Consider the following 21504-nt stretch of genomic DNA (forward strand, 5'->3'; position numbering starts at 1 on the left):
CCCCTGTGCCCGGTGGACGACCCGGGCCGCGCTGCCTGTGGATGCGCCGGTGCGGACGTCGGTGGCGGTTGGTAGACAGGTGGCATGACGACGGCAACCACCGCCAGCGACGACGTACGGCTCTCCGCACGCGAGGCGGCCGAGCGCCACCTGCGTGCCCTGGTCGGCCGTGACGACGCCGTCCTGCGAGAGGACCAGTGGGCCGCCATCGAGGCGCTCGCCGTCGACCGCCGTCGCGCGCTCGTCGTCCAGCGCACCGGCTGGGGCAAGTCCGCGGTCTACTTCGTGGCGACCAAGCTGCTGCGCGAGGGCGGGGCCGGCCCGACGGTCATCGTGAGCCCGCTGCTGGCGCTGATGCGCAACCAGATCGCCGCAGCCGAGCGCGCGGGCATCCGGGCGGTCACGATCAACTCGACCAACATCGACCAGTGGCAGCCCATCCACGACCAGATCCACGCGGGCGAGGTCGACGTGCTGCTCGTCAGCCCCGAGCGGCTCAACAACCCCGGCTTCCGCGACGAGGTGCTGCCGCGCCTCGCGGCGACCTGCGGCCTGCTGGTGGTCGACGAGGCGCACTGCATCTCCGACTGGGGCCACGACTTCCGCCCCGACTACCGCCGACTCCGTACGCTCCTGGCCGAGCTGCCCACCGGCATCCCGGTGCTCGCCACCACAGCGACGGCCAACCAGCGGGTCACCGACGACGTCGCCGAGCAGTTGGGGGTGCACGCCGACGGCACTTCCGACGCCGCCGTCCTCGTCCAGCGTGGCACCCTCGACCGCGAGTCGCTGCGCCTGGGCGTGGTGCAGCTGAAGACCCCCGAGCAGCGGCTCGCGTGGCTCGCCGACCACCTCGCCGAGCAGCCCGGGTCCGGCATCGTCTACTGCCTGACCGTCGCCGCCACGCAGGAGGTCGCGGGCTACCTGCGCGACCGCGGGCTCGAGGTCGCGGCCTACTCCGGGCAGACCGAGGCCGACGAGCGGCACGCGCTCGAGCAGGCGCTCGTCGAGGGACGGGTCAAGGCGCTCGTCGCGACCAGCGCGCTCGGGATGGGGTTCGACGCGACCCTCGGCTTCGTGATCAACCTCGGCGCCCCCTCCTCCCCCGTCGCCTACTACCAGCAGGTCGGCCGTGCCGGTCGCGGCACCGACGACGCGACGGTCGTCCTCCTCCCGCAGGCGGAGGACCGTGACATCTGGGCCTACTTCGCCTCCCTCGGCTTCCCGCGCGAGGAGCAGGTCCGCGAGACGCTCGCCGCCCTCGCCGAGTCCGACCGGCCGCTGTCGACCGCGACCCTGGAGACCCGGGTGGAGCTCGGCCGCAACCGGCTCGAGTCGATGCTCAAGGTGCTCGACGTCGACGGAGCGGTGCAGCGGGTGCAGGGGGGATGGGTGTCGACCGGTCGACCGTGGACCTACGACGCCGAGCGCTACGCCCGCGTCGCGGAGGCGCGCGAGCGCGAGCAACAGGCGATGCTCGGCTACCTGAGGACGACCGAGTGCCGGATGCGTTACCTCCGCGAGCAGCTCGACGACGTCGGTCCGGACGGTCGCGCGGCCGACTGCGGTCGCTGCGACAACTGCGGCGGGGTGACCCTGTCGTCGGCGGTGAGCGACGCATCGGTCGCCGAGGCCGGCCAGCGGCTCTCCCGACCGGGCGTCGTCCTCGAGCCGCGCCGCATGTGGCCCACCGCGCTGGGCAACCTCGGCCTGGACCTCAAGGGCAAGATCGCGGCCGGCGCCGGGCCCGGCCGTACGGTCGCCCGCCTCACCGACCTCGGTCACGGTCAGGCGCTGCGCCAGCTCTTCCGCGAGGACACCCCCGACGGGCCGGTCCCGCCCGGCCTGGCGCAGGCGGTGATGGACGTGATGAAGGACTGGTCGTCGCAGTGGTCGTCCCGGCCCGACGCGATCGTCGTCGTCGAGTCCGCGACCAGGCCCACGCTGGTCAACGACCTCGCCGAGGGGCTGTCACGGGTGATGCAGGTGCCCGTCGTCGGCACCTGGGCGATCCGCGACCCCTCGGTGCCGCCGCGCGCGGGCGCGTCCAACTCGGCGCAGCGCGTCGCTGCCGTACGCCGCCGCGGTGGGCTCGACGCCGATGTCCCACCCGGCGCGACGGTGCTGCTCGTCGACGACCAGGTGGCCACCGGCTGGACACTCACGGTCGCCGCGGTGGCGATCCGCGAGGCGGGCGCGGGTGCGGTGCTCCCGCTGGCACTCGCCACGCAGGGCTGAGGGACGGGCTCGGCCCGTCCGGCGGACGGGTCCGACCAGGGCGGCGAACGACAGCGGCCCGCCCTCCGGGTGGAGGACGGGCCGCGCGGACGACGTACGACGTCGCGTCAGTGGCCGATCGTCGCGGTCGGGTCGACCGGTGCGACCTTCGTACGCGGGAGGAACGCCGCCGGGATGAGGCAGCACGCGACCAGGACCGTCGCGACGATGAAGACCGTCGCGAAGGCGTCGGCCATGTCAGTGGTCGCGAGCTGCTGGAGGGTGCCGAGCTGGTCGGGCGAGATGCCGAAGCGGTCGAGGATCGCAGCGACCTGCGTCTGGTCGTCCCCGGCCTCGGCGAGCGCGGCGCCCGCCGCGACGAACCGCGAGTCCTTGAGCTCGTTGGTCAGGATCACCGAGAACAGCGCCGTCCCGATCGAGGCCGCGACCTGCTGGGTGATGTTGAGAAGGGTGGAGCCGCGGGCCACGTTGTGCGCGGTCAGCGTCGCCAGTGCAGCGGTCATGATCGGCATCATCGTGCCGCCCATGCCGAGGCCCATGATGAAGAGCGCGCCGAGGATGTAGGCGTAGGACGTGTCCGCGCCGATCTGGGTGAACATCGCCATGCCGACGGTGATCACCGAGATGCCGGTGAGGACGATCTTGCCGGGCCCGATCCGGTCGGCGAGGATGCCGGCGACCGGCATGGTGAGCATCGCGCCGACACCCTGCGGCGCCAGCAGCCAGCCGGTGAAGAGCGTGCCCTCCCCGCGAACCTGGATGAAGTAGAGCGGGAACAGCAGCGAGGCGCCGAAGAACGCGATCGCGAAGAGCGTCATCGCGATGATCGCGACCGTCATGTTCTTGTTCCGGAACAGCCGCAGCTCCACCAGCGGGTGGATGTTGCGCCGGGCCAGGGCCCACGGGACGAACGCGACGATCAGCGCGAGGCCGAGGACCATCGGCACGAGCACGCGGGCGGCCATCACGGTGCCCTCCTCGGGGATCGAGCTCACGCCGTAGAGGAACGCGGCGAGACCCGGGGAGAGCAGCACCATGCCCAGCCAGTCGAAGGTCTCCGACGGCTCGACGTGGTCCTTCGGCAGCACGATCCAGGCGTAGACGATCGCGGCGATGCCGATGGGGAGGTTGATGAGGAAGATCCACTGCCAGGACGCGCTCTCGATGAGGGCGCCGCCGAGGATCGGGCCGAAGATCGGGCCGAGCAGCATCGGGATGCCGAGCACGGCCATCACCCGGCCGACCCGCTCGGGGCCGGCGGCACGGGTGAGGATCGTCATGCCGAGCGGCATCAGCATGCCGCCGCCGAGTCCCTGGAGGACGCGGAACAGCACCAGCATCTCCAGCGACGTGGCCGCTGCGCAGAGCACCGAGCCGAGCGTGAAGAGCAGGACGGCGAGGAGGTAGAGGCGCTTGGTGCCGAACCGGTCGGCGGCCCAGCCCGTCAGCGGGATCACGCTCGCCAGGGCGAGGGTGTAGCCCGTCATCGTCCACGCGACCTCGGCGGCGGTCGCGTCGAACTCCTGCTGGAAGGTGTTGAGCGCGACGGAGACGACGGTGATGTCGAGGATCGACATGATGGCGCCGAGGACGACCACGCCGGCCACCATCAGGACGCCCCTGTCGAGCTTGTCGGAGTGCTCCGGACGGATGTCGCCCGGCGAGGTCTGGGTGTCGGTCACCCGACAACGGTAGGGGCGGCGTCCGACAACCACGCAATTGTTTTCGCGGTGGTCTGCATCACCCTCACGGGTGGAGGGCGGAGGAAGTGTCGAGGTCCTCGATCCGGGCCAGGGAGGGCTCACGCACCTCCTGCAGCTCACGCGCCACCGCCTCCACCTCGCGCATCACTCGCAGGGTGTTGCGGCAGGTGAGCCGGGCGAGGTCGCCGCTCGACCACCCGCGGTCGGCGAGGGCGGCCAGCAGGGCCGGGTAGGTCGACACGTCCTCGAGGCCGGCCGGCAGCGTCGCGACGCCGTCGTAGTCGCCGCCGAGCCCGACGTGGTCGATGCCCGCGACCTCGCGTACGTGCTCCACGTGGGCCACCACGTCGGCGAGCGTCGCGGTCGGGCGGGGGTGGTCGCGCAGCCACGCGTCCTCGAACGCGGAGAACCTGGAACCGTCCGCCTCGGGGATCCCCTCGGCGGCGGCGGCCGCGACGAGCTCGCGGTGCGCGTCGGCGCAGGCGGCGTTCACGAACTTCGGCACGAAGGTCACCATGCACACCCCGCCCCCGCGGGCCATCGACTCCAGCACGTCGTCGGGAGCGTTGCGCGGGCTGTCGGTGACCGCACGCGCCGAGCTGTGGCTGAAGACCACCGGCGCCTCGCTCACCTCGAGCGCTGCCCGCATCGTGTCGGCGGAGACGTGCGAGAGGTCGACCATCATCCCGATGCGGTTCATCTCGCGCACCACCTCGCGGCCGAAGGCGGTCAGCCCGCCCTCGACCGGGACGTCGGTCGCGGAGCCGGCCCACGGGGTGTTCGCGTTGTGGGTCAGCGTCAGGTAGCGCACCCCGAGCTCGTGCAGCTGGCGCAGCGTGCCGAGCGAGCAGCCGATCGAGTGCCCTCCCTCGGCACCGGCCAGCGAGGCGATCCGGTCCGTCGCCCAGGCCTCCTCGACCTCGTCGGCGGTCGTCGCCCACGCCAGCTGGTCGGCGTACCGCTCCGTGAGCATCCGTGCGGCGTCCACCTGCTCGAGGGTGGCCGCGACGGCGGCGTCGCCGGTGAGTCGTGTCGGGACGTAGACGGACCAGAACTGCGCCCCCATCCCGCCCGCGCGCATCCGCGGCAGGTCGGTGTGGGTCGGCGTCCCGCCGGCGCCGACGTCGAGGCGGGAGAAGTCGTACGCCGCCTGCTCGCGCGCGGCCCACAGGAGGTCGTTGTGGCCGTCGATGACGGGGTGGGCGGCGAGGAGGCCGGTGAGGTCCATGGTGCCGACCGTAACCGGTGGGAACCGGCCGGGAACCTTGTGTCGGTCCGAGGCGTTAGCGTCCTGTCGCCCGACGGTCCGCGGGCCAGAGAGGTGCTGCTGCATGAGCTTCGTCCCGGTCACTGGTCCCGCCAGGCTGCTGGCGGGCGAGCGCCCGCGGGACGGCTCCATCGAGTTCACCGACGACCGGCGCACGATCGTGCTGCCGATCCGGGGAGCGCTGCCGGTGCTCGGCAAGGTCCGCGACCAGCCCGATGCCCACCCTTCCGTGGCCCTCCTGGCGGGCGCCGCGCTGATGGGCCTGCAGCTCGTGGCCTCGGGGCGCTTCGCTCCCGAGCCCGACGGCCGGCACTGGCAGGTCGCCGGCCTGGACGGCGACGACGAGCGGCGCATCACCGACCTCGCCCGGGCCCGGGCCTGGGACGGCTCCGACGAGGCGACGGCGGAGGGGATCGTACGAGCGGTGCTCGACGCCGTCGTCGACACGATGCCGCGCACCGCGCCGGGGCGCTCACGGCACCGCGGCCCGTCACCCGCCGTACGGTCGGTGGAGGCTCGCACCCCCGACGACTTCAGCGACCGGCTCCAGAAGCGCATCGCGCGCATCCGCGCGCGGGGCCGTGACGACCGGCCGCACCTGGTGTCGATCTCGTTCCGCGTCGAGGCCGACGAGGAGGAGCTGGTCGCCGGCGCCCTGCGCCTCGTCCTCCAGGTCCACGCGGTCGACAACGCGGCGCACGTCGCCGACGCCTCAGAGCTCTGGGCCGACCCCGGGCCGGAGGCGGCGCACGGGTTCGGCGAGCGGGCCCGCACGCACGCCGCGATCGCCCTGCGCGCGGCGGCCGAGGCCTGGCCGGTGCTCGACCGGCTGCTCGACCTGCGCGTGCCCGACGAGATCGTCCTCGACTCCGACGAGATCCTCTCGCTGCTCGACGGCGGCGCGGCGGCGCTGACCGACGCGGGCCACCCGGTGATGTGGCCGAAGTACCTCGACCGCGAGGTCACGCAGCGCGTCGAGCTCGGCCGGCAGCGGCCCGCCGGCACGCGCGAGGAGGCGCTCCACGACGGCCTCTTCGGCCCGGAGGCGCTGTTCGGCTTCGAGTGGCAGCTCTCGCTGCACGGGGAGGAGCTCACCGACGAGGAGATGGACGAGCTGGCACGCACCACCAGCCCGATCATCAGGCTGCGCGACAACTGGGTCGCGGTGGACTCCGCGGTCATCAAGCGCGCCCGCAAGCGCCTGATCCGCACGGTGACGCCCGTGCAGGCCCTCGCGGCGACCCTCACCGGGGTCGTGGACATCGAGGACGCGCCGTACGAGGCGGTGGTCGGCGCGAGCCTGCTCCGGGTCCGCGACCGGGTGCGCGACGCGGCGACGGGCGACCCGGTCGAGGTGCCCGCCGGGCTGCGGGCCGAGCTGCGTGACTACCAGCGTCGGGGGCTGAGCTGGCTCGCCGAGCTCACCTCGCTGGGCCTCGGCGCCTGCCTCGCCGACGACATGGGGCTGGGCAAGACGGTCACGGTGATCGCGCTCCACCTGCACCGTGGGGGTCGCCCGACCCTGGTGGTCTGCCCTGCGTCGCTGCTGGGCAACTGGGAGGCGGAGATCCGACGGTTCGCACCGGGGGTCCCCGTACGCCGCCACCACGGCAGCGCCCGCGACCTCGACGACGTCAGCGGCGGGTTCGTGCTGACGACCTACGGCACGATGCGCAACGACGCGGACCTGCTCGCCGAGGTGCCGTGGGACCTCGTCGTTGCCGACGAGGCGCAGCACGTGAAGAACTCCCGCTCCGCAGCGGCCCGCGCGCTCCGCACGATCCCGAGCACCGCGCGCGTCGCCCTCACCGGCACGCCCGTGGAGAACGACCTCACCGAGCTGTGGTCGATCCTCGACTGGGCGATCCCCGGCCTGCTCGGCAGCCGCAACGCCTTCCGCAAGGTGTGGGCGGGGCCGATCGAGTCCGGCCTCGAGCCGACCAAGGCCCGCCAGTTCGCGGACCTGATCGGCCCCTTCCTGCTCCGCCGGCGCAAGTCCGACCCCGGGGTCGCGCCCGAGCTTCCGCCGAAGACCGAGACCGACCACCTGCTCGGGTTGAGCCGCGAGCAGGTCGTCCTCTACGAGACGCTCGTGCGTGACTCGATGCGCCGCATCGAGGAGGCCGACGAGGAGACGAGGCGCGGGCTGGTGCTCGCGCTCCTCACCGGGCTCAAGCAGATCTGCAACCACCCCGCCCACTTCCTGCGCCAGCCGAACCCCCGGCTGCGCGGCCGGTCGGAGAAGCTCGAGCTCCTCGACGAGCTCGTCGGCACCGTGATGGCCGAGGACGGCGCCGTCCTCGTCTTCACCCAGTACGTCGCCATGGCCGACCTGCTCGTACGCCACCTCGCCGCTGCCGGCGTGCCGCACCAGCTCCTCCACGGCGGCACACCCGTGCGCAGTCGCGACGCGATGGTGGCGCGCTTCCAGGCGGGCGAGGTGCCGGTCTTCCTGCTGTCGCTCAAGGCCGGCGGCACGGGGCTCAACCTGACCCGTGCCGACCACGTCATCCACTTCGACCGCTGGTGGAACCCCGCCGTCGAGGACCAGGCCACCGACCGCGCCTACCGGATCGGCCAGACCCGCCCGGTGCAGGTGCACCGCTTCGTCACCCAGGGAACGATCGAGGAGAAGATCGCCGAGCTGCTTGCCCGCAAGCGCACGCTGGCCGACTCGGTCCTCTCCCGCGGGGAGACGGCGCTGACCGAGCTCTCCGACGCCGAGCTGCGCGACCTCGTCGAGCTGCGGACCACTCCCGGAGGCCGCCGGTGAGCGCCCCCGACGCCACCGCGACCACCCACCCCCGGTTGCCCGCGCGACGCGGCGGCGGCGCCGGGACCTGGTGGAGCAAGGCGGTGCTGCGCGCAGTGGAGGAGGCGGCGTACGGCGAGAAGGAGCTGCGGGCCGGCCGCGCGCTCGCGCGCTCGGGAGCGGTCGGCGCCATCACCGTCACCGAGGGCGGGGCGGTCGCTGCCGTCACCGACGGCCAGGAGGCCTGGACCGTCGAGGTGACCGTGCCGGTCCTCGACCCAGGTGACGCAGCCGCCTTCGCCGAGCTGGTGGCGGCCGAGGCCGGCCGGATCGGCGCGCTCCTCGCCGGCCAGCTGCCCCTCGCGTTCGTCGAGGCGATCGAGGAGGCCGGGGTCGAGCTCCTGCCCTACGGCGGAGAGCTCGGCTCGGCGTGCACGTGCGACGCCTGGCTCGATCCGTGCCCGCACGCGCTGGCGGTGCTCACCCAGCTCGCCTGGCTGATCCAGGTCGACCCGTTCGTGCTGACCCACCTGCGCGGGCTGTCCCGCGACCGGGTGCTGCGCGACCTGCACCGGCTCGCAGCCCCCTCTGCCCAGCCCTCCGCCCGGTCCCTGGCCGCTGAGTCTCCAGGAGACTCAGCGTCGAGCGAGGCGCTGGACGACCTGGTCGTCGCCGAGGACGCCGCCGTCCGCGCGGCCCGGTTGCTGGACCGCGACGACCCGTTCGACGGGGTCTGACCGGTCCGCGCGGTCCTTGGAGGGGTGGCGGCGGATTGCGGGCTGGAGGGGTGGGGGTGTGCGATGTGCCGCCACCCTCAGGCGGCGGATGGGAGGGTGGCGGCAGATTGCGGGCTGGAGGGGTGGCGATCTGCGATGTGCCGCCACCTTCGGGCGGCGGACGGGAGGACGACGGGTCAGCGGGCCTCGGTCGTCGTCACGGGCCGGGCGCCGAGCTCCTCGTCGAGCCGGAGCAGCCCGGGCCCGTCGTCGTCGATCATCCGGAGGCGGCCCACGATCTCCTTGACCGTCGCCTCCTCCTCCACCTGCTCGTCGAGGAACCAGTTGAGCAGGGGGCGGGAGTCGAGGTCGCCCTCGGACTCGGCGAGGCGGTAGAGGTCGCGGATCGAGGCCGAGACCTTCTCCTCGTGGGCCAGGGCGGACTCGAAGGCGTCGAGGACGGAGGAGACCACCGGCTCGGGCGCGGACGTCGCCCCGATGCGCGGGTGGTTGTCGCGGTCGGCGACGTGGTCGATGAACTTGTTGGCGTGGACGATCTCCTCGTCCGCCTGGTGGCGCAGCCAGGCGGCCATGCCGGGGAGGTCCATGATCTCGAGCTCGATCGCGAGCTGGCGGTAGACCAACGACGCCTGGAGCTCGAGCGTGATCTGCGCGTTGAACGCGCTCTCGAGGGTCTCGCTCAGCTTCATGGCCTCACCCTATCGGGGGAGAGGAGCACGCGGCAGGGTCGCGGCTCAGGCGAGACCGAGCGCCCCGTGTGCCATCTCGCGCAGCACGTCGTGCATCTGCGGGTCGGGCAGCCGGCCGCTGTGCGGGGTGGAGTTGAGGAGGCCGAAGAGCACGTGGGCACGCGTACGAGACGCCTCGGGGCTCAGGTCGGGCTCGAGGCGGCGGACCTCGGTGGCCCAGAGGTCGACGTACGCGCGCTGGAGCGCCCGGACCCGCTCACGCGCCTCGTCGGGCAGGCTGCTCCAGTCGCGGTCCTGCACGACGATGAGGGCACGGTGCTCGAGGGCGAACGCGATGTGCCACTCGACGAGCGCCTCGACCGCCTCGCGCGGTCCCGCTGCGCCGGCGACGCGCGTACGGCCCTCCGCCAGCAGCGTCTCGCTGATGCTCACCAGCATCTCGGCCAGCATCGCGTCCTTGGACTCGAAGTGCTTGTAGAGCGCGGGCCCGGAGATGCCGCACGCCGAGCCGAGCTCGGCGACCGAGACCCCGTGGAACCCTCGGGCGGCGAAGAGCTCGGCCGCGATGTCCAGGATCTGCTGGCGGCGGGGAGTCACGAGCTCGAGGTTAGTGCCTGCTAACCCGTCGTGCGGGGGGCGCGGCGCCGGGAGCACCACGCGTCGCTCCGGCGTCCTCCAGACTGCCAGCGGAATCATGTGTCCCCTCCCCGTCCCCGGTGCCGCACGCGCCGCCAGTGGGCCGCACCCCCGCAGCGGCCCACTGATCCCCACGATCAGCGCCCTCTCGGTGCGGTGTAGACCTTACTCGCCACGCCGCATGGAATGAGTGGTGCCAGCACCACTCTGGTGTAAAGAACGTCGTTCTCATCCCTTGATTCGACGGAATCACGCGTCCAGACCACCCTGACGCGCGCGGCCGGTGGTGCCTGCTCTACCGACGGCCCCGCCGACGCGTGGCTACAGTGCGCGCATGCCCCCGATCCGGGTCGTCCTCGCCGAGGACGGCGACCTGCTCCGTGCGGGGGTGCTCGCGCTGCTCGAGGCGTACGACGACATCGACGTCGTGGCCACCGCGACGAACCTCCCCGAGCTCCTGGCCGCCGTCGACGCGCACCGTCCCGACGTGCTGCTCACCGACATCCGGATGCCGCCGGACCTCACCGACGAGGGGGTCCGTGCCGCAGGCGAGCTGCGGCGCACGCACCCGGGGGTCGGTGTGGTGGCGCTGACCCAGTACGCGGACGTGGAGTACGCCCTGGACCTCGTGCGCGAGGGCAGCGACGGTCGCGGCTACCTCCTGAAGGAGCGCGTCGCCGACGTCGACGAGCTGGTGGCCGCGCTGCACACGGTCGCGGCGGGCGGGTCGGTGATCGACCAGATCGTCGTCGACGCGCTGGTGGAGACCGGCACCAGGCGCCGCGACTCCCTGCTCGACCGGTTGACCCCGCGCGAGCTGGAGGTGCTCTCGATGGTCGCCCGCGGGATGACCAACGGCGCGATCGCCGCCGGGCTGGTGATCACCGACCGGGCCGTGGAGAAGCACATCAACTCGATCCTGACCAAGCTCGACCTCCCGGCCGACGCGCCCGTGCACCGCCGCGTGGCGGCGACGCTGGTCTTCCTCAGCGAGGCCGGCGTCGGCGGCGGGGTCGCGCCCCGCCGATGAGGGGGCCGCTGTCGGGCTGGGACAGCCTCGACCCGGCGTTGCGGTGGCTGCTGCGCATCAACCTGGGCGCGCTCACCACCGCAACCGTCCTCCTCGCCGCGACGTACGCCCTGGGCTTCCGGCACACCGCGGTCGAGATCGACCTCGCCGTCATGGTCGCCGCGATCGTGCTGATGCTCGTCACCTCGCCGCTGTGCCGGCGCCACGGCGCACCGGCGGCGATCGTCGGGCTGACCCTCTCGGCCCTCCTCTTCGCCGCCGGCGGGACGTGGGCGACGCCGGTGCTGAGCCCGCTGACGGTGCTGGTGACGATGGTGCCGCTGCTCGTGGGCTTCCCGTACGTGGGCCGCCGGTGGATCCATGCCCTCGGCGTCGTGGCGGTCGTCGGCAGCGCGTCGGTGGCGGCCCTGGCCGAGTGGCGGCGCCCCGACGCGGTCAACGATCTCTGGTGGGTCAACGCGATCGTGATCGCGGCGTCGCTCCCGGCCGGCGTGGCGGTGGTGGTGTTCCTCGTACGTGACGCCTACACCCGCCTGCAGGACCAGTCGAGCCAGCTCGTGGAGTCGCGCACGCGCATCGTGGAGGTCGCCGACGCGGCTCGCCGCAGCCTCGAGCGCGACCTGCACGACGGCGCGCAGCAGCGCCTGCTCGCGATGAGCGTGACGATCGAGCGCGCCCGCAAGGAGCTCGCGGCCGGCCGGCACGAGGGAGCCGCCGCGCTGCTGGGCCGGCTGGCCGCCGACAACCGCGAGGTCGTCACCGAGCTGCGCGAGCTGGCCCGCGGCATCTATCCGCCGCTGCTCACCGAGCGGGGCCTGGTCGCCGCCCTGCAGTCGACGGCGCGCCGCTCGACGGTCCCGGTGACGCTCGACGTCGTCGACGTCGAGCGCACGAGCCGGCAGGTCGAGGCAGCGGCGTACTTCTGCATCCTCGAGGCGCTGACCAACGTCACCAAGCACGCGGAGGCGAGCGAGGTACGGGTCACGCTGCGCGGTCGTCCGCACCTGTCCTTCAGCGTCCGCGACGACGGGCGGGGGTTCGACCGGGGTCGGGTGTCGGCGGGCGGGCTGCTCGGGATGGAGGCGCGGGTCGCGGCGGCCGGCGGGCGCCTCACCCTGGAGACCGCGCCCGGACGGGGCACCGTGCTGCGCGGCGAATTCCCCGGGGATCGTCCCGACGGACGCCACGAGCCGATGGACACAGCAGGTTAACGATCGCTAACCTGACGGGGTGCCCGAGCCCCTGACTGCCTCCCCGACCATGCGCGAGCTCGTCGACGACCTGCGCGCCCGGCTCGCCCGGGTGCGCCTCGGCGGGTCCGACGCCGCCCGGCGCAAGCACACCGACCGCGGCAAGCTGCTGGTGCGCGACCGGGTCGACCGGCTGCTCGACCCCGGCAGCCCCTTCCTCGAGATCGCGCCGCTCGCGGCACACGGGATGTACGGCAACGGGGCCGCGGGCGACGACGACTACGCCGTGCCGTCCGCGGGCGTGGTGGCCGGGATCGGCCGCGTGTCGGGGCGCGAGTGCGTCATCGTCGCCAACGACGCGACGGTCAAGGGCGGCACCTACTACCCGATGACGGTCAAGAAGCACCTGCGCGCGCAGACCATCGCCGCGGAGAACCGGCTGCCCTGCATCTACCTCGTCGACTCCGGCGGCGCGTTCCTGCCGATGCAGGACGAGGTGTTCCCCGACCGCGAGCACTTCGGCCGGATCTTCTTCAACCAGGCCAACCTCTCCGCGGCCGGCATCCCGCAGATCGCCAGCGTGATGGGCTCGTGCACCGCTGGGGGCGCCTACGTCCCGGCGATGTCGGACGAGACGGTCATCGTGCGCAACCAGGGCACGATCTTCCTCGGCGGCCCGCCGCTGGTGAAGGCCGCGACCGGAGAGGTCGTCTCGGCCGAGGACCTCGGCGGCGGCGACGTGCACGCCCGTACGTCCGGGGTGGTCGACCACCTCGCCGAGGACGACGCCCACGCGCTCGCGATCGTGCGCTCGATCGTCGACACCCTCCCCGCGGCCGTCCCCGTGCGCCGGCCGGTCGCCGAGGTCGAGGAGCCGCACGAGCCGCCGGAGTCGCTCTACGACGTCGTGCCGACCGACACCCGCACGCCCTACGACGTGCGTGAGGTGATCCGCCGCGTGGTCGACGGCAGCCGGTTCCACGAGTTCAAGAAGCTCTACGGCGACACCCTGGTCTGCGGGTTCGCGCGGATCCACGGCCACGAGGTCGGGATCGTGGCCAACAACGGCATCCTGTTCAGCGAGTCGGCGCTCAAGGGCGCCCACTTCATCGAGCTGTGCAACCAGCGCAAGGTCCCGCTGGTGTTCCTGCAGAACATCACCGGCTTCATGGTGGGGCGCGAGTACGAGAACAAGGGCATCGCCCGCGACGGCGCCAAGCTGGTCACCGCGGTGGCGTGCAGCGTGGTGCCGAAGTTCACCGTCGTCATCGGCGGCTCCTTCGGCGCCGGCAACTACGGCATGTGTGGACGCGCCTACGACCCTCGCTTCCTGTGGATGTGGCCCAACGCGCGGATCTCGGTGATGGGCGGAGAGCAGGCCGCGTCCGTGCTCGCCACGGTCCGCAGCGACACCAGGGGAGACCTCGAGGACGAGGCCGCCGTCGAGGCGTTCAAGGCGCCGATCCGCGAGCAGTACGAGACCCAGGGCTCGCCCTACTACGCCTCCGCGCGGCTGTGGGACGACGGGATCATCGACCCCGCCGACACCCGTCGCGTGCTGGGCATGGCGCTCGCCGCGACGGCGTACACGCCGATCCCGGAGCCCTCCTACGGAATCTTCAGGATGTGAACGGGATGAACACCTTGCTGGTCGCCAACCGCGGCGAGATCGCCCTGCGGGTCATGCGTACGGCCCACCGCCTCGGCTGGACGTGCGTCGCGGTCTTCACCGACCTCGACGCCGACGCGCCGCACGTGCGTGCGGCGGACCGGGCGGTGCGGGTCTCGTCCTACCTCGACGTCGAGGAGGTCGTCGCCGCGGCGCAGGGGTCCGGCGCGGGCTTCGTGCACCCGGGCTACGGGTTCCTCTCCGAGCGGGCGCCCTTCGCCCGGGCCCTGGCCGGGGCCGGCATCACCCTCGTCGGTCCCAGCGCCGAGGTGATGGACGCGATGGGTCGCAAGGACGCCGCCCGCGAGGTCGCGCTCGCGGCCGGTGTGCCGGTCGTCCCGTCGTACGCCCTCGACGACGACCCGGACTCCCTCGCCTACCCCGTGCTCGTCAAGGCCGCCGCCGGCGGTGGCGGCAAGGGCATGCGCGTCGTGCGCTCGGCCGCCGAGCTGCCCGACGCCCGCGCCGCGGCCGCGCGCGAGGCGGCGAGCTCCTTCGGTGACGACACCCTGCTGATCGAGAAGTACGTCGAGTCCGGGCGCCACATCGAGGTCCAGGTCGTCGGCGACACCCACGGCACGGTCCTGCACTTCTTCGAGCGCGACTGCTCGACCCAGCGCCGGCACCAGAAGGTGCTCGAGGAGGCGCCGGCCCCCACGATCAGCGAAGAGCAGCGGACAGCGATCACGTCGTCGGCCGTCGCTCTCGCCGCGCAGTGCGGCTACACCGGCGCCGGGACCGTCGAGTTCCTCCTCGACAACGCGACCGGCGAGTTCTACTTCCTCGAGATGAACACCCGCCTGCAGGTCGAGCACCCGGTCACCGAGGAGGTCGTCCGCGTGGACGGCGGGCGGGTCGACCTCGTCGAGCTCCAGCTCCGTGTCGCCACCGGCGAGCCGCTCGGCATCGACCAGGACGACGTCACCCTCGAGGGGCACGCGATCGAGGCGCGCGTCTACGCCGAGGACTCGTTCAACGGGTTCCTCCCGCAGGCCGGTCGCACCTCGATCGTCCGGTGGGGCTCGGGAGAGGGGATCCGCGTCGACCACGCCCTCGAGCCCGAGCAGGAGGTCAGCACCTCCTACGACCCCATGCTCGGCAAGGTCATCGCGTGGGGCCGGGACCGCGACGCCGCCCGCCGCACCCTGGTCGCCGCCCTCGACGGGACCGCCATCCTCGGCATCACCACCAACACCGGCTTCCTGCGGACGCTCGCCGCCTCCGACGAGTTCGGCGACGCCACCATCGACACCGCATGGCTCGACCGCCACGAGGTCCCGGTGCCGGACGCGGGGCTCGCCCGGGTCTTCGCCGCCTGGACCGAGGTCCTGCTCGACACCGCGGGCACCACCGGTCCGTGGCGGGCCGACGGCTGGCGAATGGGGGCCGACCCCGCCCCCGACGTGGTCCCCCTCGGCGACGAGCTGCTCGTGGTCGACCGGCACCGTGGCACCGTCACCCACGACGAGCGCAGCCACGACGTACGCCTGGTGTCGGCCGCCGACCACACCGTGCACCTGCTGGTCGACGGCATCGCGGAGCAGGCCGTGCTCAACGTGCAGCGTGACCGCGTGGACGTCGTGCACCGTGGCCAGCGCTGGGTGTGGGAGCGTCCCGACCCGTTCGGCGACCACGTCCACGCCGCCGGTGACGGCACCCTGCTCGCCCCGATGCCCGGCACCGTCCTCGCCGTGAATGTCGCGGAGGGCCAGGCCGTGGCGGAGGGTGAGACGCTGGGCGTGATGGAGGCGATGAAGATGGAGCTCGCGCTCAGGGCTCCGTTCGCCGGCACAGTCACGAGCGTGGGTGCCGCGGCCGGGGACCAGGTCAAGCTCGGCGCGCTGCTGTTCGTCGTGGAGGAGGACGCATGAACGACCTGCCGATGACCGTCCGCGCCCACGGGCTCCCCGACCGCGTGACGATCTACGAGGTCGGTCCGCGCGACGGCCTGCAGAACGAGCAGGCCATCGTGCCGGTCGAGGTCAAGGCCGGGTTCGTACGCCGCCTTGTGGCCGCCGGACTGCCGATCGTCGAGGCGACCTCCTTCGTCCACCCGCGGTGGGTGCCGCAGCTGGCCGACGCGCACCTGCTGATGGCGGAGCTGGGCGAGGCCGGGCGGCACCTGCCCGTGCTGGTGCCCAACGAGCGCGGTCTCGACCGGGCCCTCGAGCTCGGCCTCGAGCACGTCGCGATCTTCGGCAGCGCCACCGAGACCTTCGCCGCCAAGAACCTGAACCGCACCTTCGACGAGCAGTTCGCGATGTTCGAGCCGACCGTCGAGCGTGCCCGGGAGGCGGGCATGGACGTCCGCGCCTACGTCTCGATGTGCTTCGGCGACCCGTGGGAGGGGGCGGTCCCGGTCGAGCAGGTCGTCACCGCCGGCACCCGGCTGCTCGACCTCGGCGCGAGCCAGCTCAGCCTCGGCGACACCATCGGCGTCGCGACCGCCGGGCACGTCAAGGCCCTCGTCGCCGCCTTCGCGGACGCCGGCGTGGGCACCGACCGGCTGGCGATGCACTTCCACGACACCTACGGCCAGGCCCTCGCCAACACGTTCGCCGCGCTCCAGACGGGCATCACGACCTTCGACGCCAGCGCCGGCGGGCTCGGGGGATGCCCCTACGCGAAGTCGGCCACCGGCAACCTCGCCACCGAGGACCTCGTCTGGATGCTGACCGGGCTGGGGATCGAGCACGGTGTCGACCTCGACGCCGTCGTCGCGACCAGCACGTGGATGGCCGGGCAGCTCGGCCGGCCGAGCCCGAGTGCCGTCGTACGGGCACTGGGCGGGGGACTGGCACAATCCCCCGCATGAGCCGCGTCGTCCACCTCCACATCGGCGCCCCGAAGACCGGGACGACCTACCTCCAGGACCGGCTGCTGCTCAATGCCGCGTCGCTGGCGCGGCACGGTGTCACCGTCCCGTCCCCGCGTGGCAGCCGCTCCGACATGTTCCACTTCCGCGCCGCGCTCGACCTGCTCGAGCAGGACTGGGGCGGCACGCCCGGCCACGCCAAGGGCGCCTGGGACGCGATGGTCAAGCGGGTCGACCGCGCGGACGGCAACGTGATCATCAGCCACGAGATCCTCGCCGGCGCGAAGCCCGACAAGATCGCCAAGGCGATGAACGACCTCGCCGGCAACGAGGTCCACGTCATCTACTCCGCGCGCGACCTCGGCCGCCAGCTGCCCGCCGCGTGGCAGGAGTCGATCAAGCAGGGACGCAAGTGGCCGTTCACGCGATTCCTGACCAAGGTCGAGCGCGGGCAGACGTGGATGTTCAACGCCATGGACCTGCCCTCGGTGCTGGCCCGGTGGGGCGCCAAGCTTCCCCCGGAGCGCGTGCACGTCGTCACCGTCCCGCACGACCGGGGCCCCAACGGCGACGAGCTGTGGCTGCGGTTCTGCCGGGCGTTCAGCCTCGACCCGGCGTGGGCACCGCTCGACTCCGAGCGCGACAACCGCTCGCTGGGCATCGCCGAGACCTCCCTGCTGCGCAAGCTCAACCGTCGCCTCGAGCTCGGCGTCTGGCGCGAGCCGGCCTACGACAACCTGATCCGCGAGGTGCTCGCGCAGGAGGTGCTCGTCTCCCGCAAGGCCGTGCCCGTACGGCTCCCTCCCGACCGCTACGACTTTGCAGAGCAGCAGGCCGACCTGTGGATCGAGTGGATCAAGGGCAGCGGCGTCGACGTGATCGGCGACGTCGAGGACCTGCGCCCGCGCCGGCCCGCCGAGGGTGAGGTGTGGAAGAACCCCGACCGGGTGCGCGCCAAGCTGGAGCTGGGCGCGGCGCTCGACGCGCTGACCGTGATGACGCAGGAGGCCGCCAACCGTGCCTCCGCCGACACGGTGGGCGGCCGGATCCGCGAGGCCGCCCGTCGGCTGCGCGACCGTTGACCACGTCCGGGGCCGGTCGGGTCCACGGCTGGGTCGCCCACCTCCGCGCCGGGGGGACCACGCCGTGGCGGGCCTGGACCGGCGACGCCGAGCCGGTGACGCGCACGGTCCCCGGCGCCCAGCAGCTCGAGCTGCTGCGCCGGATCAACTCGGCGGCCGACATCCCCGTCCCGACGGCGCTCGCCGACCGCGTGCTGGCGGCCCCGGCCGCGGGCCGCGGCAAGGCCGACCTCCCGCTCGTCGGCGGCCCCGCCTCGTCCTTCGGGCCGCGACCCGTCGACCCCTCGCTGGTCGGTCCCCACGAGCTCCTGCGGGTGGCGAGCGTCCTGCTCGCCGACGACCTCGTCGAGCTCGGTCCCGACCCCGTCCGCGCCACGTGGGCACGACCGTGGCGGCGCCGGTACCGCCTGGTCGGCGACCCGGTGGTGACCGTCGCGGCGCGGGAGCACCTGCGGGGTCGCGGCCGTCCCGAGGGCGGGCCGCGGCCCTTCGTCGTCGCGGTCGGCGCGCCGCTCGACGTGCTCCTCGCCCACACCTGGACGCAGCGCTGCTTCGAGAACGGCAGCAAGCCGTGGGGTGACTGGCTGCGCTACTGGCGCGAGCGCGACCAGCTCCCCGCGCGCGTCGACCTCCTCGACTCCGTACGCCGCTGGGACGCCCGCAGTCCCCTCGTGCGCGTCGTCACCGACCTCGACCGGCTGCCGCGCCAGGTCGGCGTACGACACCTGCCCGAGGTGCGCGTCCCCGGCGCCGACCAGGCCGAGCTGGCGCGCCGCGTCGCCGCCGTCGTCGGGCTCCGGGTGCCGGCGGCCGAGCGCCCGGCCCTCATGCGGACGCTCCAGCGGCGCATCCCCGACACCGGTGTCGCCCCCGTCGCCGTGCCCCCCGCCGAGCACGCCTGGGTCGCGGCCTCCGCGGCCCGGCTGACCCGGCACCTGTCGCGTGCTGGCTACCCTGTCGTCGGAGACCTCGCCGACCTCGCACCTCACGCCGCGCCGGCCGCGGCCACGGGACCCGACGACCAGCAGGTGCTGGACCTCGCGATCGCGATGGTCGTCGACCCGGCATGGCGCACGAGGCGTACGGCGGGTCACACGACGGAAGGGCAGGTGGAGCGGTGAGCAGGCGGGTGCTGCTGCACGTGGGCTGCCCGAAGACCGGCACGTCCTACCTGCAGGACGTCCTGCTGCGCAACCAGTCGGTGCTGCGCGAGCACGGCATCCTCTACCCCGCGGAGCGCTTCGACGAGCACTTCCTGGCCGCCCTCGACCTGATGACGCTGCCGTGGGGTGGCATCGAGACCGAGGCCGTCGGGGTGTGGGACTCGCTCGCCGCGCAGGTGCGGGAGTGGCACGGCACGTCGATCATCAGCCACGAGATCTTCGCGCGCGCCACGCCCACCCAGGTCGAGCGCGCGCTCGCCTCGCTGGGCGACGCCGAGGTCCACCTCGTGCTGTCGGTGCGTGACCTGGTGCGGCAGGTGCCTGCGGAGTGGCAGGAGAACGTCAAGCACCGCAGCCACATCACCTACGAGCGATTCCTGCGCACCATCCGCGACCCGGAGCGCGACTCCCGCATCGGGTCGTGGTTCTGGGCGGTCCAGGAGATCCCCGACATCCTCGAGCGCTGGGGCTCCTCGCTCCCGCCCGAGCACGTGCACCTCGTGACGGTGCCGCCGCCGGGGTCCGACCGGGGCGAGCTGTGGCGCCGGTTCTCCCGGACCTTCGGGCTCGACGACCTGCCGCTCGACCTGACGGCCGAGCGGGAGAACCCGTCGCTCGGCGTGCCGGAGACCGCGCTGCTGCGCACCGTCAACGAGCGCGTCACCTCGATCATCGCGCCGCCGGACTACCGCCCGCTGGTGCGCGAGACCCTGGCCCACCAGACCCTCTCGCGCGGGGTGGCCTCGGCCCGACTCGGGCTCCCGCCCGACGACCATGCCTGGGCGCGCCGGCTCTCGCGGGAGTGGATCGACGTCCTCGCCGAGCGCGGCTACGACGTGGCGGGGTCCCTCGACGACCTGCTCGGCCCCGACGCCGGCACCTTCATCGACCCGGACGCGGTCGGCGCCGACGAGCTCCTGCCACCCGCGCTCGACGCGATCAGTGCCCTGCTGGTCGAGGCGGCGCGGCTGCGCGCCGTGGAGGAACGGCTCCACGAGGAGCTCCGGGAGGCGCGCGAGGAGCGCGACCGCGCCCGCCGCACCACGACGTACCGCGTCAAGCGCAAGGTCGTCACCACGCTCGAGGGCAGCCCTGCCGGCAGGGGCACACTCGATGCCTACCGCCGGCTCCGCGGCCGCAAGGCCTGACCGGGGCCGGCGCCGCCCCTGACCGCAGAGTCCCCGCTCGAGCGGGGACTCTGACTCCTGGAGGCCGTTGCAACCCCCTCCAGGTGTCGGAACACCCCTCCAGGTCGGCGGTCTGGCCTCAGCCACGGGACCTTGGACCCTGACCAGATCCGGCCCCCGTCACTACCGTGGAGTCGAGGGCACCTGCCCGGGAGCCGAGCGGGCCCTCGGGAGGTGAGGTCGATGATGACGGCGCCGTCGCACGCACACCGGGGAAGCAGCCACTGGGCGCCCGAGTCCCGGTCGGGCCGGTGGGCGGTCTCCCTGGCGGGGTTGGCCCTCGCCGGCACCGTCTCACTGGCGATCGCGTTCGCCGCCGGGCTGGAGCCCGGTGACACCTTCTCGGACAACCGGCTCGTCACGGGGACGGGCGCGGTGATCCTCGCCAGCGCCATCGCGTCGGTCGTCGCGGGCGGGGTCGCGAGGACCCGTCACGACGACCACGGTCGGTCGGTCGTCGCCGCCACTGTGGTGGGCGTGCTCCTGACCCTCTCGACGCTGCAGCAGGTCGCCGAGGGCCTGGGCTGGATGACCGGCTAGCGGCCCACGGGTCGACCGCGGAGAGAGGAGTCATGATGAGGCGCATCCGTTCCGCCCTCGCCCTCACCGGGGCGATCGTCCTGCTGGCGGGGTGTGGGGGAGACGGCTCCGGCACGGACCCGACCCCGCCGCCCGACCAGCCGTCGTCCACGGTGCAGGCCGCCGTCCCGACGCCCGAGCAGCTGGCCGCCGTCCTGGTGACGACGGACGACTACGACGGCACCTGGACCGTCAACGTCCCTCCGGACGAGCAGGCCGCGACCAGCGGCGTGGTGACCGAGGCCCAGCAGGCGATGCTCCCGAGGATCGAGTTCTGCGAGGCGGCCGGCGAGGAGTCCCGGGCCGCGGCCGACGCGCTGCGCTGGCAGGCCTTCCGGCAGCTCGACCAGTCCGAGGAGGACCCCATCGACATGCGCGCCGGTGACCGGCGAGGACACCTGGTCTTCGTCCAGGAGTTCCTGATGGCCGCGGAGCCGGGCGCGGTCGCGACGACCTTCGAGGCGCTGCGCGAGGGCATGCGTGCCTGCGAGGGCGACTTCCCCGCCAGCGAGGAGGGGCCCGGCACGGTCGAGCCGATCACCGTCTCGGACGTCGGCGACGACCGCTACGCGGAGCTGACGACCATGGAGGAGGCGGGCGGCGGGGCGTACTGGCTGCTGAACAACGTGCTCGTGCGCAAGGGCCCGGTCCTGATGTCCTTGCAGGTGGTCGACATCGTGATGGGGAAGGGAGTGCGGCCGGTCGTCACCACCGAGGACGTCGACACGTTCCTCGCCACCGCGGTGGACAAGCTGCCTTAGTGCGGG

At 73.2% G+C, this 21504-nt stretch carries 17 protein-coding genes; 13 read left to right on the forward strand and 4 right to left on the reverse strand.

What is annotated here, in order from left to right:
• The first annotated feature begins 84 nt into the window (after positions 1-84).
• A complete protein-coding gene (locus IE200_RS03230) occupies positions 85-2238 on the forward strand; it encodes a RecQ family ATP-dependent DNA helicase (protein WP_191277886.1) in 2154 nt (717 codons plus the stop codon).
• A 107-nt stretch (positions 2239-2345) separates the two neighbouring features.
• On the opposite strand, the gene IE200_RS03235 is transcribed toward IE200_RS03230, so the two are convergent.
• Both IE200_RS03235 and IE200_RS03240 read right to left on the reverse strand, forming a co-directional pair.
• Positions 2346-3920, reverse strand: a complete 1575-nt coding sequence (locus IE200_RS03235) for a DHA2 family efflux MFS transporter permease subunit (RefSeq protein ID WP_308432987.1) — start codon at positions 3918-3920, stop codon at positions 2346-2348.
• A 64-nt stretch (positions 3921-3984) separates the two neighbouring features.
• Positions 3985-5169 carry a dipeptidase gene (locus IE200_RS03240; RefSeq protein WP_191277887.1) on the reverse strand — a complete coding sequence of 395 codons (1185 nt, stop codon included), beginning with the start codon at positions 5167-5169 and terminating at the stop codon, positions 3985-3987.
• 103 nt (positions 5170-5272) lie between these two features.
• On the opposite strand from IE200_RS03240, the gene IE200_RS03245 reads away from it, so the two are divergent.
• Positions 5273-7981, forward strand: coding sequence for a DEAD/DEAH box helicase (locus IE200_RS03245; RefSeq protein WP_191277888.1), 2709 nt, complete (start codon positions 5273-5275; stop codon positions 7979-7981).
• Positions 7978-8697, forward strand: coding sequence for an SWIM zinc finger family protein (locus IE200_RS03250; RefSeq protein WP_191277889.1), 720 nt, complete (start codon positions 7978-7980; stop codon positions 8695-8697). The genes IE200_RS03245 and IE200_RS03250 overlap by 4 nt, the downstream gene beginning before the upstream one ends.
• Positions 8698-8873: 176 nt before the next feature.
• On the opposite strand, the gene IE200_RS03255 is transcribed toward IE200_RS03250, so the two are convergent.
• Entirely contained in the window at positions 8874-9386 is a 513-nt protein-coding gene (locus IE200_RS03255) for a ferritin (protein WP_191277890.1), read from the reverse strand.
• A gap of 45 nt (positions 9387-9431) precedes the next feature.
• On the reverse strand, positions 9432-9983 hold the full coding sequence (locus IE200_RS03260; protein ID WP_229856035.1) for an SACE_7040 family transcriptional regulator: 552 nt from the start codon (positions 9981-9983) through the stop codon (positions 9432-9434).
• A 373-nt stretch (positions 9984-10356) separates the two neighbouring features.
• Here IE200_RS03260 and IE200_RS03265 point away from each other — a divergent pair, with 373 nt between their 5' ends.
• From IE200_RS03265 to IE200_RS03310, 10 genes are all read left to right on the forward strand, one after another.
• Positions 10357-11052, forward strand: a complete 696-nt coding sequence (locus IE200_RS03265) for a response regulator transcription factor (protein ID WP_191277892.1) — start codon at positions 10357-10359, stop codon at positions 11050-11052.
• On the forward strand, positions 11049-12263 hold the full coding sequence (locus IE200_RS03270; protein WP_191277893.1) for an ATP-binding protein: 1215 nt from the start codon (positions 11049-11051) through the stop codon (positions 12261-12263). The genes IE200_RS03265 and IE200_RS03270 overlap by 4 nt, the downstream gene beginning before the upstream one ends.
• A gap of 19 nt (positions 12264-12282) precedes the next feature.
• The gene (locus tag IE200_RS03275) at positions 12283-13872 is read left to right on the forward strand and encodes a carboxyl transferase domain-containing protein (protein WP_456237842.1); all 1590 of its coding nucleotides are present in this window, start codon (positions 12283-12285) and stop codon (positions 13870-13872) included.
• A gap of 5 nt (positions 13873-13877) precedes the next feature.
• Positions 13878-15782, forward strand: coding sequence for an acetyl/propionyl/methylcrotonyl-CoA carboxylase subunit alpha (locus tag IE200_RS03280; protein WP_191277894.1), 1905 nt, complete (start codon positions 13878-13880; stop codon positions 15780-15782).
• Positions 15779-16726, forward strand: coding sequence for a hydroxymethylglutaryl-CoA lyase (locus IE200_RS03285; protein WP_191277895.1), 948 nt, complete (start codon positions 15779-15781; stop codon positions 16724-16726). Before IE200_RS03280 ends, IE200_RS03285 begins: the two co-directional genes overlap by 4 nt.
• Positions 16723-17808, forward strand: a complete 1086-nt coding sequence (locus tag IE200_RS03290; RefSeq protein ID WP_191277896.1) for a hypothetical protein — start codon at positions 16723-16725, stop codon at positions 17806-17808. Before IE200_RS03285 ends, IE200_RS03290 begins: the two co-directional genes overlap by 4 nt.
• Positions 17805-18929, forward strand: coding sequence for a hypothetical protein (locus IE200_RS03295; protein ID WP_191277897.1), 1125 nt, complete (start codon positions 17805-17807; stop codon positions 18927-18929). The genes IE200_RS03290 and IE200_RS03295 overlap by 4 nt, the downstream gene beginning before the upstream one ends.
• Positions 18926-20119 carry a hypothetical protein gene (locus tag IE200_RS03300; protein ID WP_191277898.1) on the forward strand — a complete coding sequence of 398 codons (1194 nt, stop codon included), beginning with the start codon at positions 18926-18928 and terminating at the stop codon, positions 20117-20119. The genes IE200_RS03295 and IE200_RS03300 overlap by 4 nt, the downstream gene beginning before the upstream one ends.
• Positions 20120-20341: 222 nt before the next feature.
• On the forward strand, positions 20342-20698 hold the full coding sequence (locus IE200_RS03305) for a hypothetical protein (RefSeq protein ID WP_191277899.1): 357 nt from the start codon (positions 20342-20344) through the stop codon (positions 20696-20698).
• Between the two features lie 35 nt (positions 20699-20733).
• The gene (locus tag IE200_RS03310) at positions 20734-21498 is read left to right on the forward strand and encodes a hypothetical protein (protein WP_191277900.1); all 765 of its coding nucleotides are present in this window, start codon (positions 20734-20736) and stop codon (positions 21496-21498) included.
• The last annotated feature ends 6 nt before the right edge of the window (positions 21499-21504 follow it).

Origin of the sequence: Nocardioides flavus (ex Wang et al. 2016), from assembly GCF_014653115.1 — a bacterium.
Lineage (GTDB): Bacteria > Actinomycetota > Actinomycetes > Propionibacteriales > Nocardioidaceae > Nocardioides > Nocardioides flavus.

Bases quoted from the DNA above. Each gene is read 5' to 3' on its own strand.
- IE200_RS03230 (WP_191277886.1), top strand. From the start codon at position 85: ATGACGACGGCAACCACCGCCAGCGACGACGTACGGCTCTCCGCACGC.
- IE200_RS03240 (WP_191277887.1), bottom strand. From the start codon at position 5,169: ATGGACCTCACCGGCCTCCTCGCCGCCCACCCCGTCATCGACGGCCAC.
- IE200_RS03245 (WP_191277888.1), top strand. From the start codon at position 5,273: ATGAGCTTCGTCCCGGTCACTGGTCCCGCCAGGCTGCTGGCGGGCGAG.
- IE200_RS03255 (WP_191277890.1), bottom strand. From the start codon at position 9,386: ATGAAGCTGAGCGAGACCCTCGAGAGCGCGTTCAACGCGCAGATCACG.
- IE200_RS03265 (WP_191277892.1), top strand. From the start codon at position 10,357: ATGCCCCCGATCCGGGTCGTCCTCGCCGAGGACGGCGACCTGCTCCGT.
- IE200_RS03270 (WP_191277893.1), top strand. From the start codon at position 11,049: ATGAGGGGGCCGCTGTCGGGCTGGGACAGCCTCGACCCGGCGTTGCGG.
- IE200_RS03280 (WP_191277894.1), top strand. From the start codon at position 13,878: ATGAACACCTTGCTGGTCGCCAACCGCGGCGAGATCGCCCTGCGGGTC.
- IE200_RS03285 (WP_191277895.1), top strand. From the start codon at position 15,779: ATGAACGACCTGCCGATGACCGTCCGCGCCCACGGGCTCCCCGACCGC.
- IE200_RS03290 (WP_191277896.1), top strand. From the start codon at position 16,723: ATGAGCCGCGTCGTCCACCTCCACATCGGCGCCCCGAAGACCGGGACG.
- IE200_RS03305 (WP_191277899.1), top strand. From the start codon at position 20,342: ATGATGACGGCGCCGTCGCACGCACACCGGGGAAGCAGCCACTGGGCG.
- IE200_RS03310 (WP_191277900.1), top strand. From the start codon at position 20,734: ATGAGGCGCATCCGTTCCGCCCTCGCCCTCACCGGGGCGATCGTCCTG.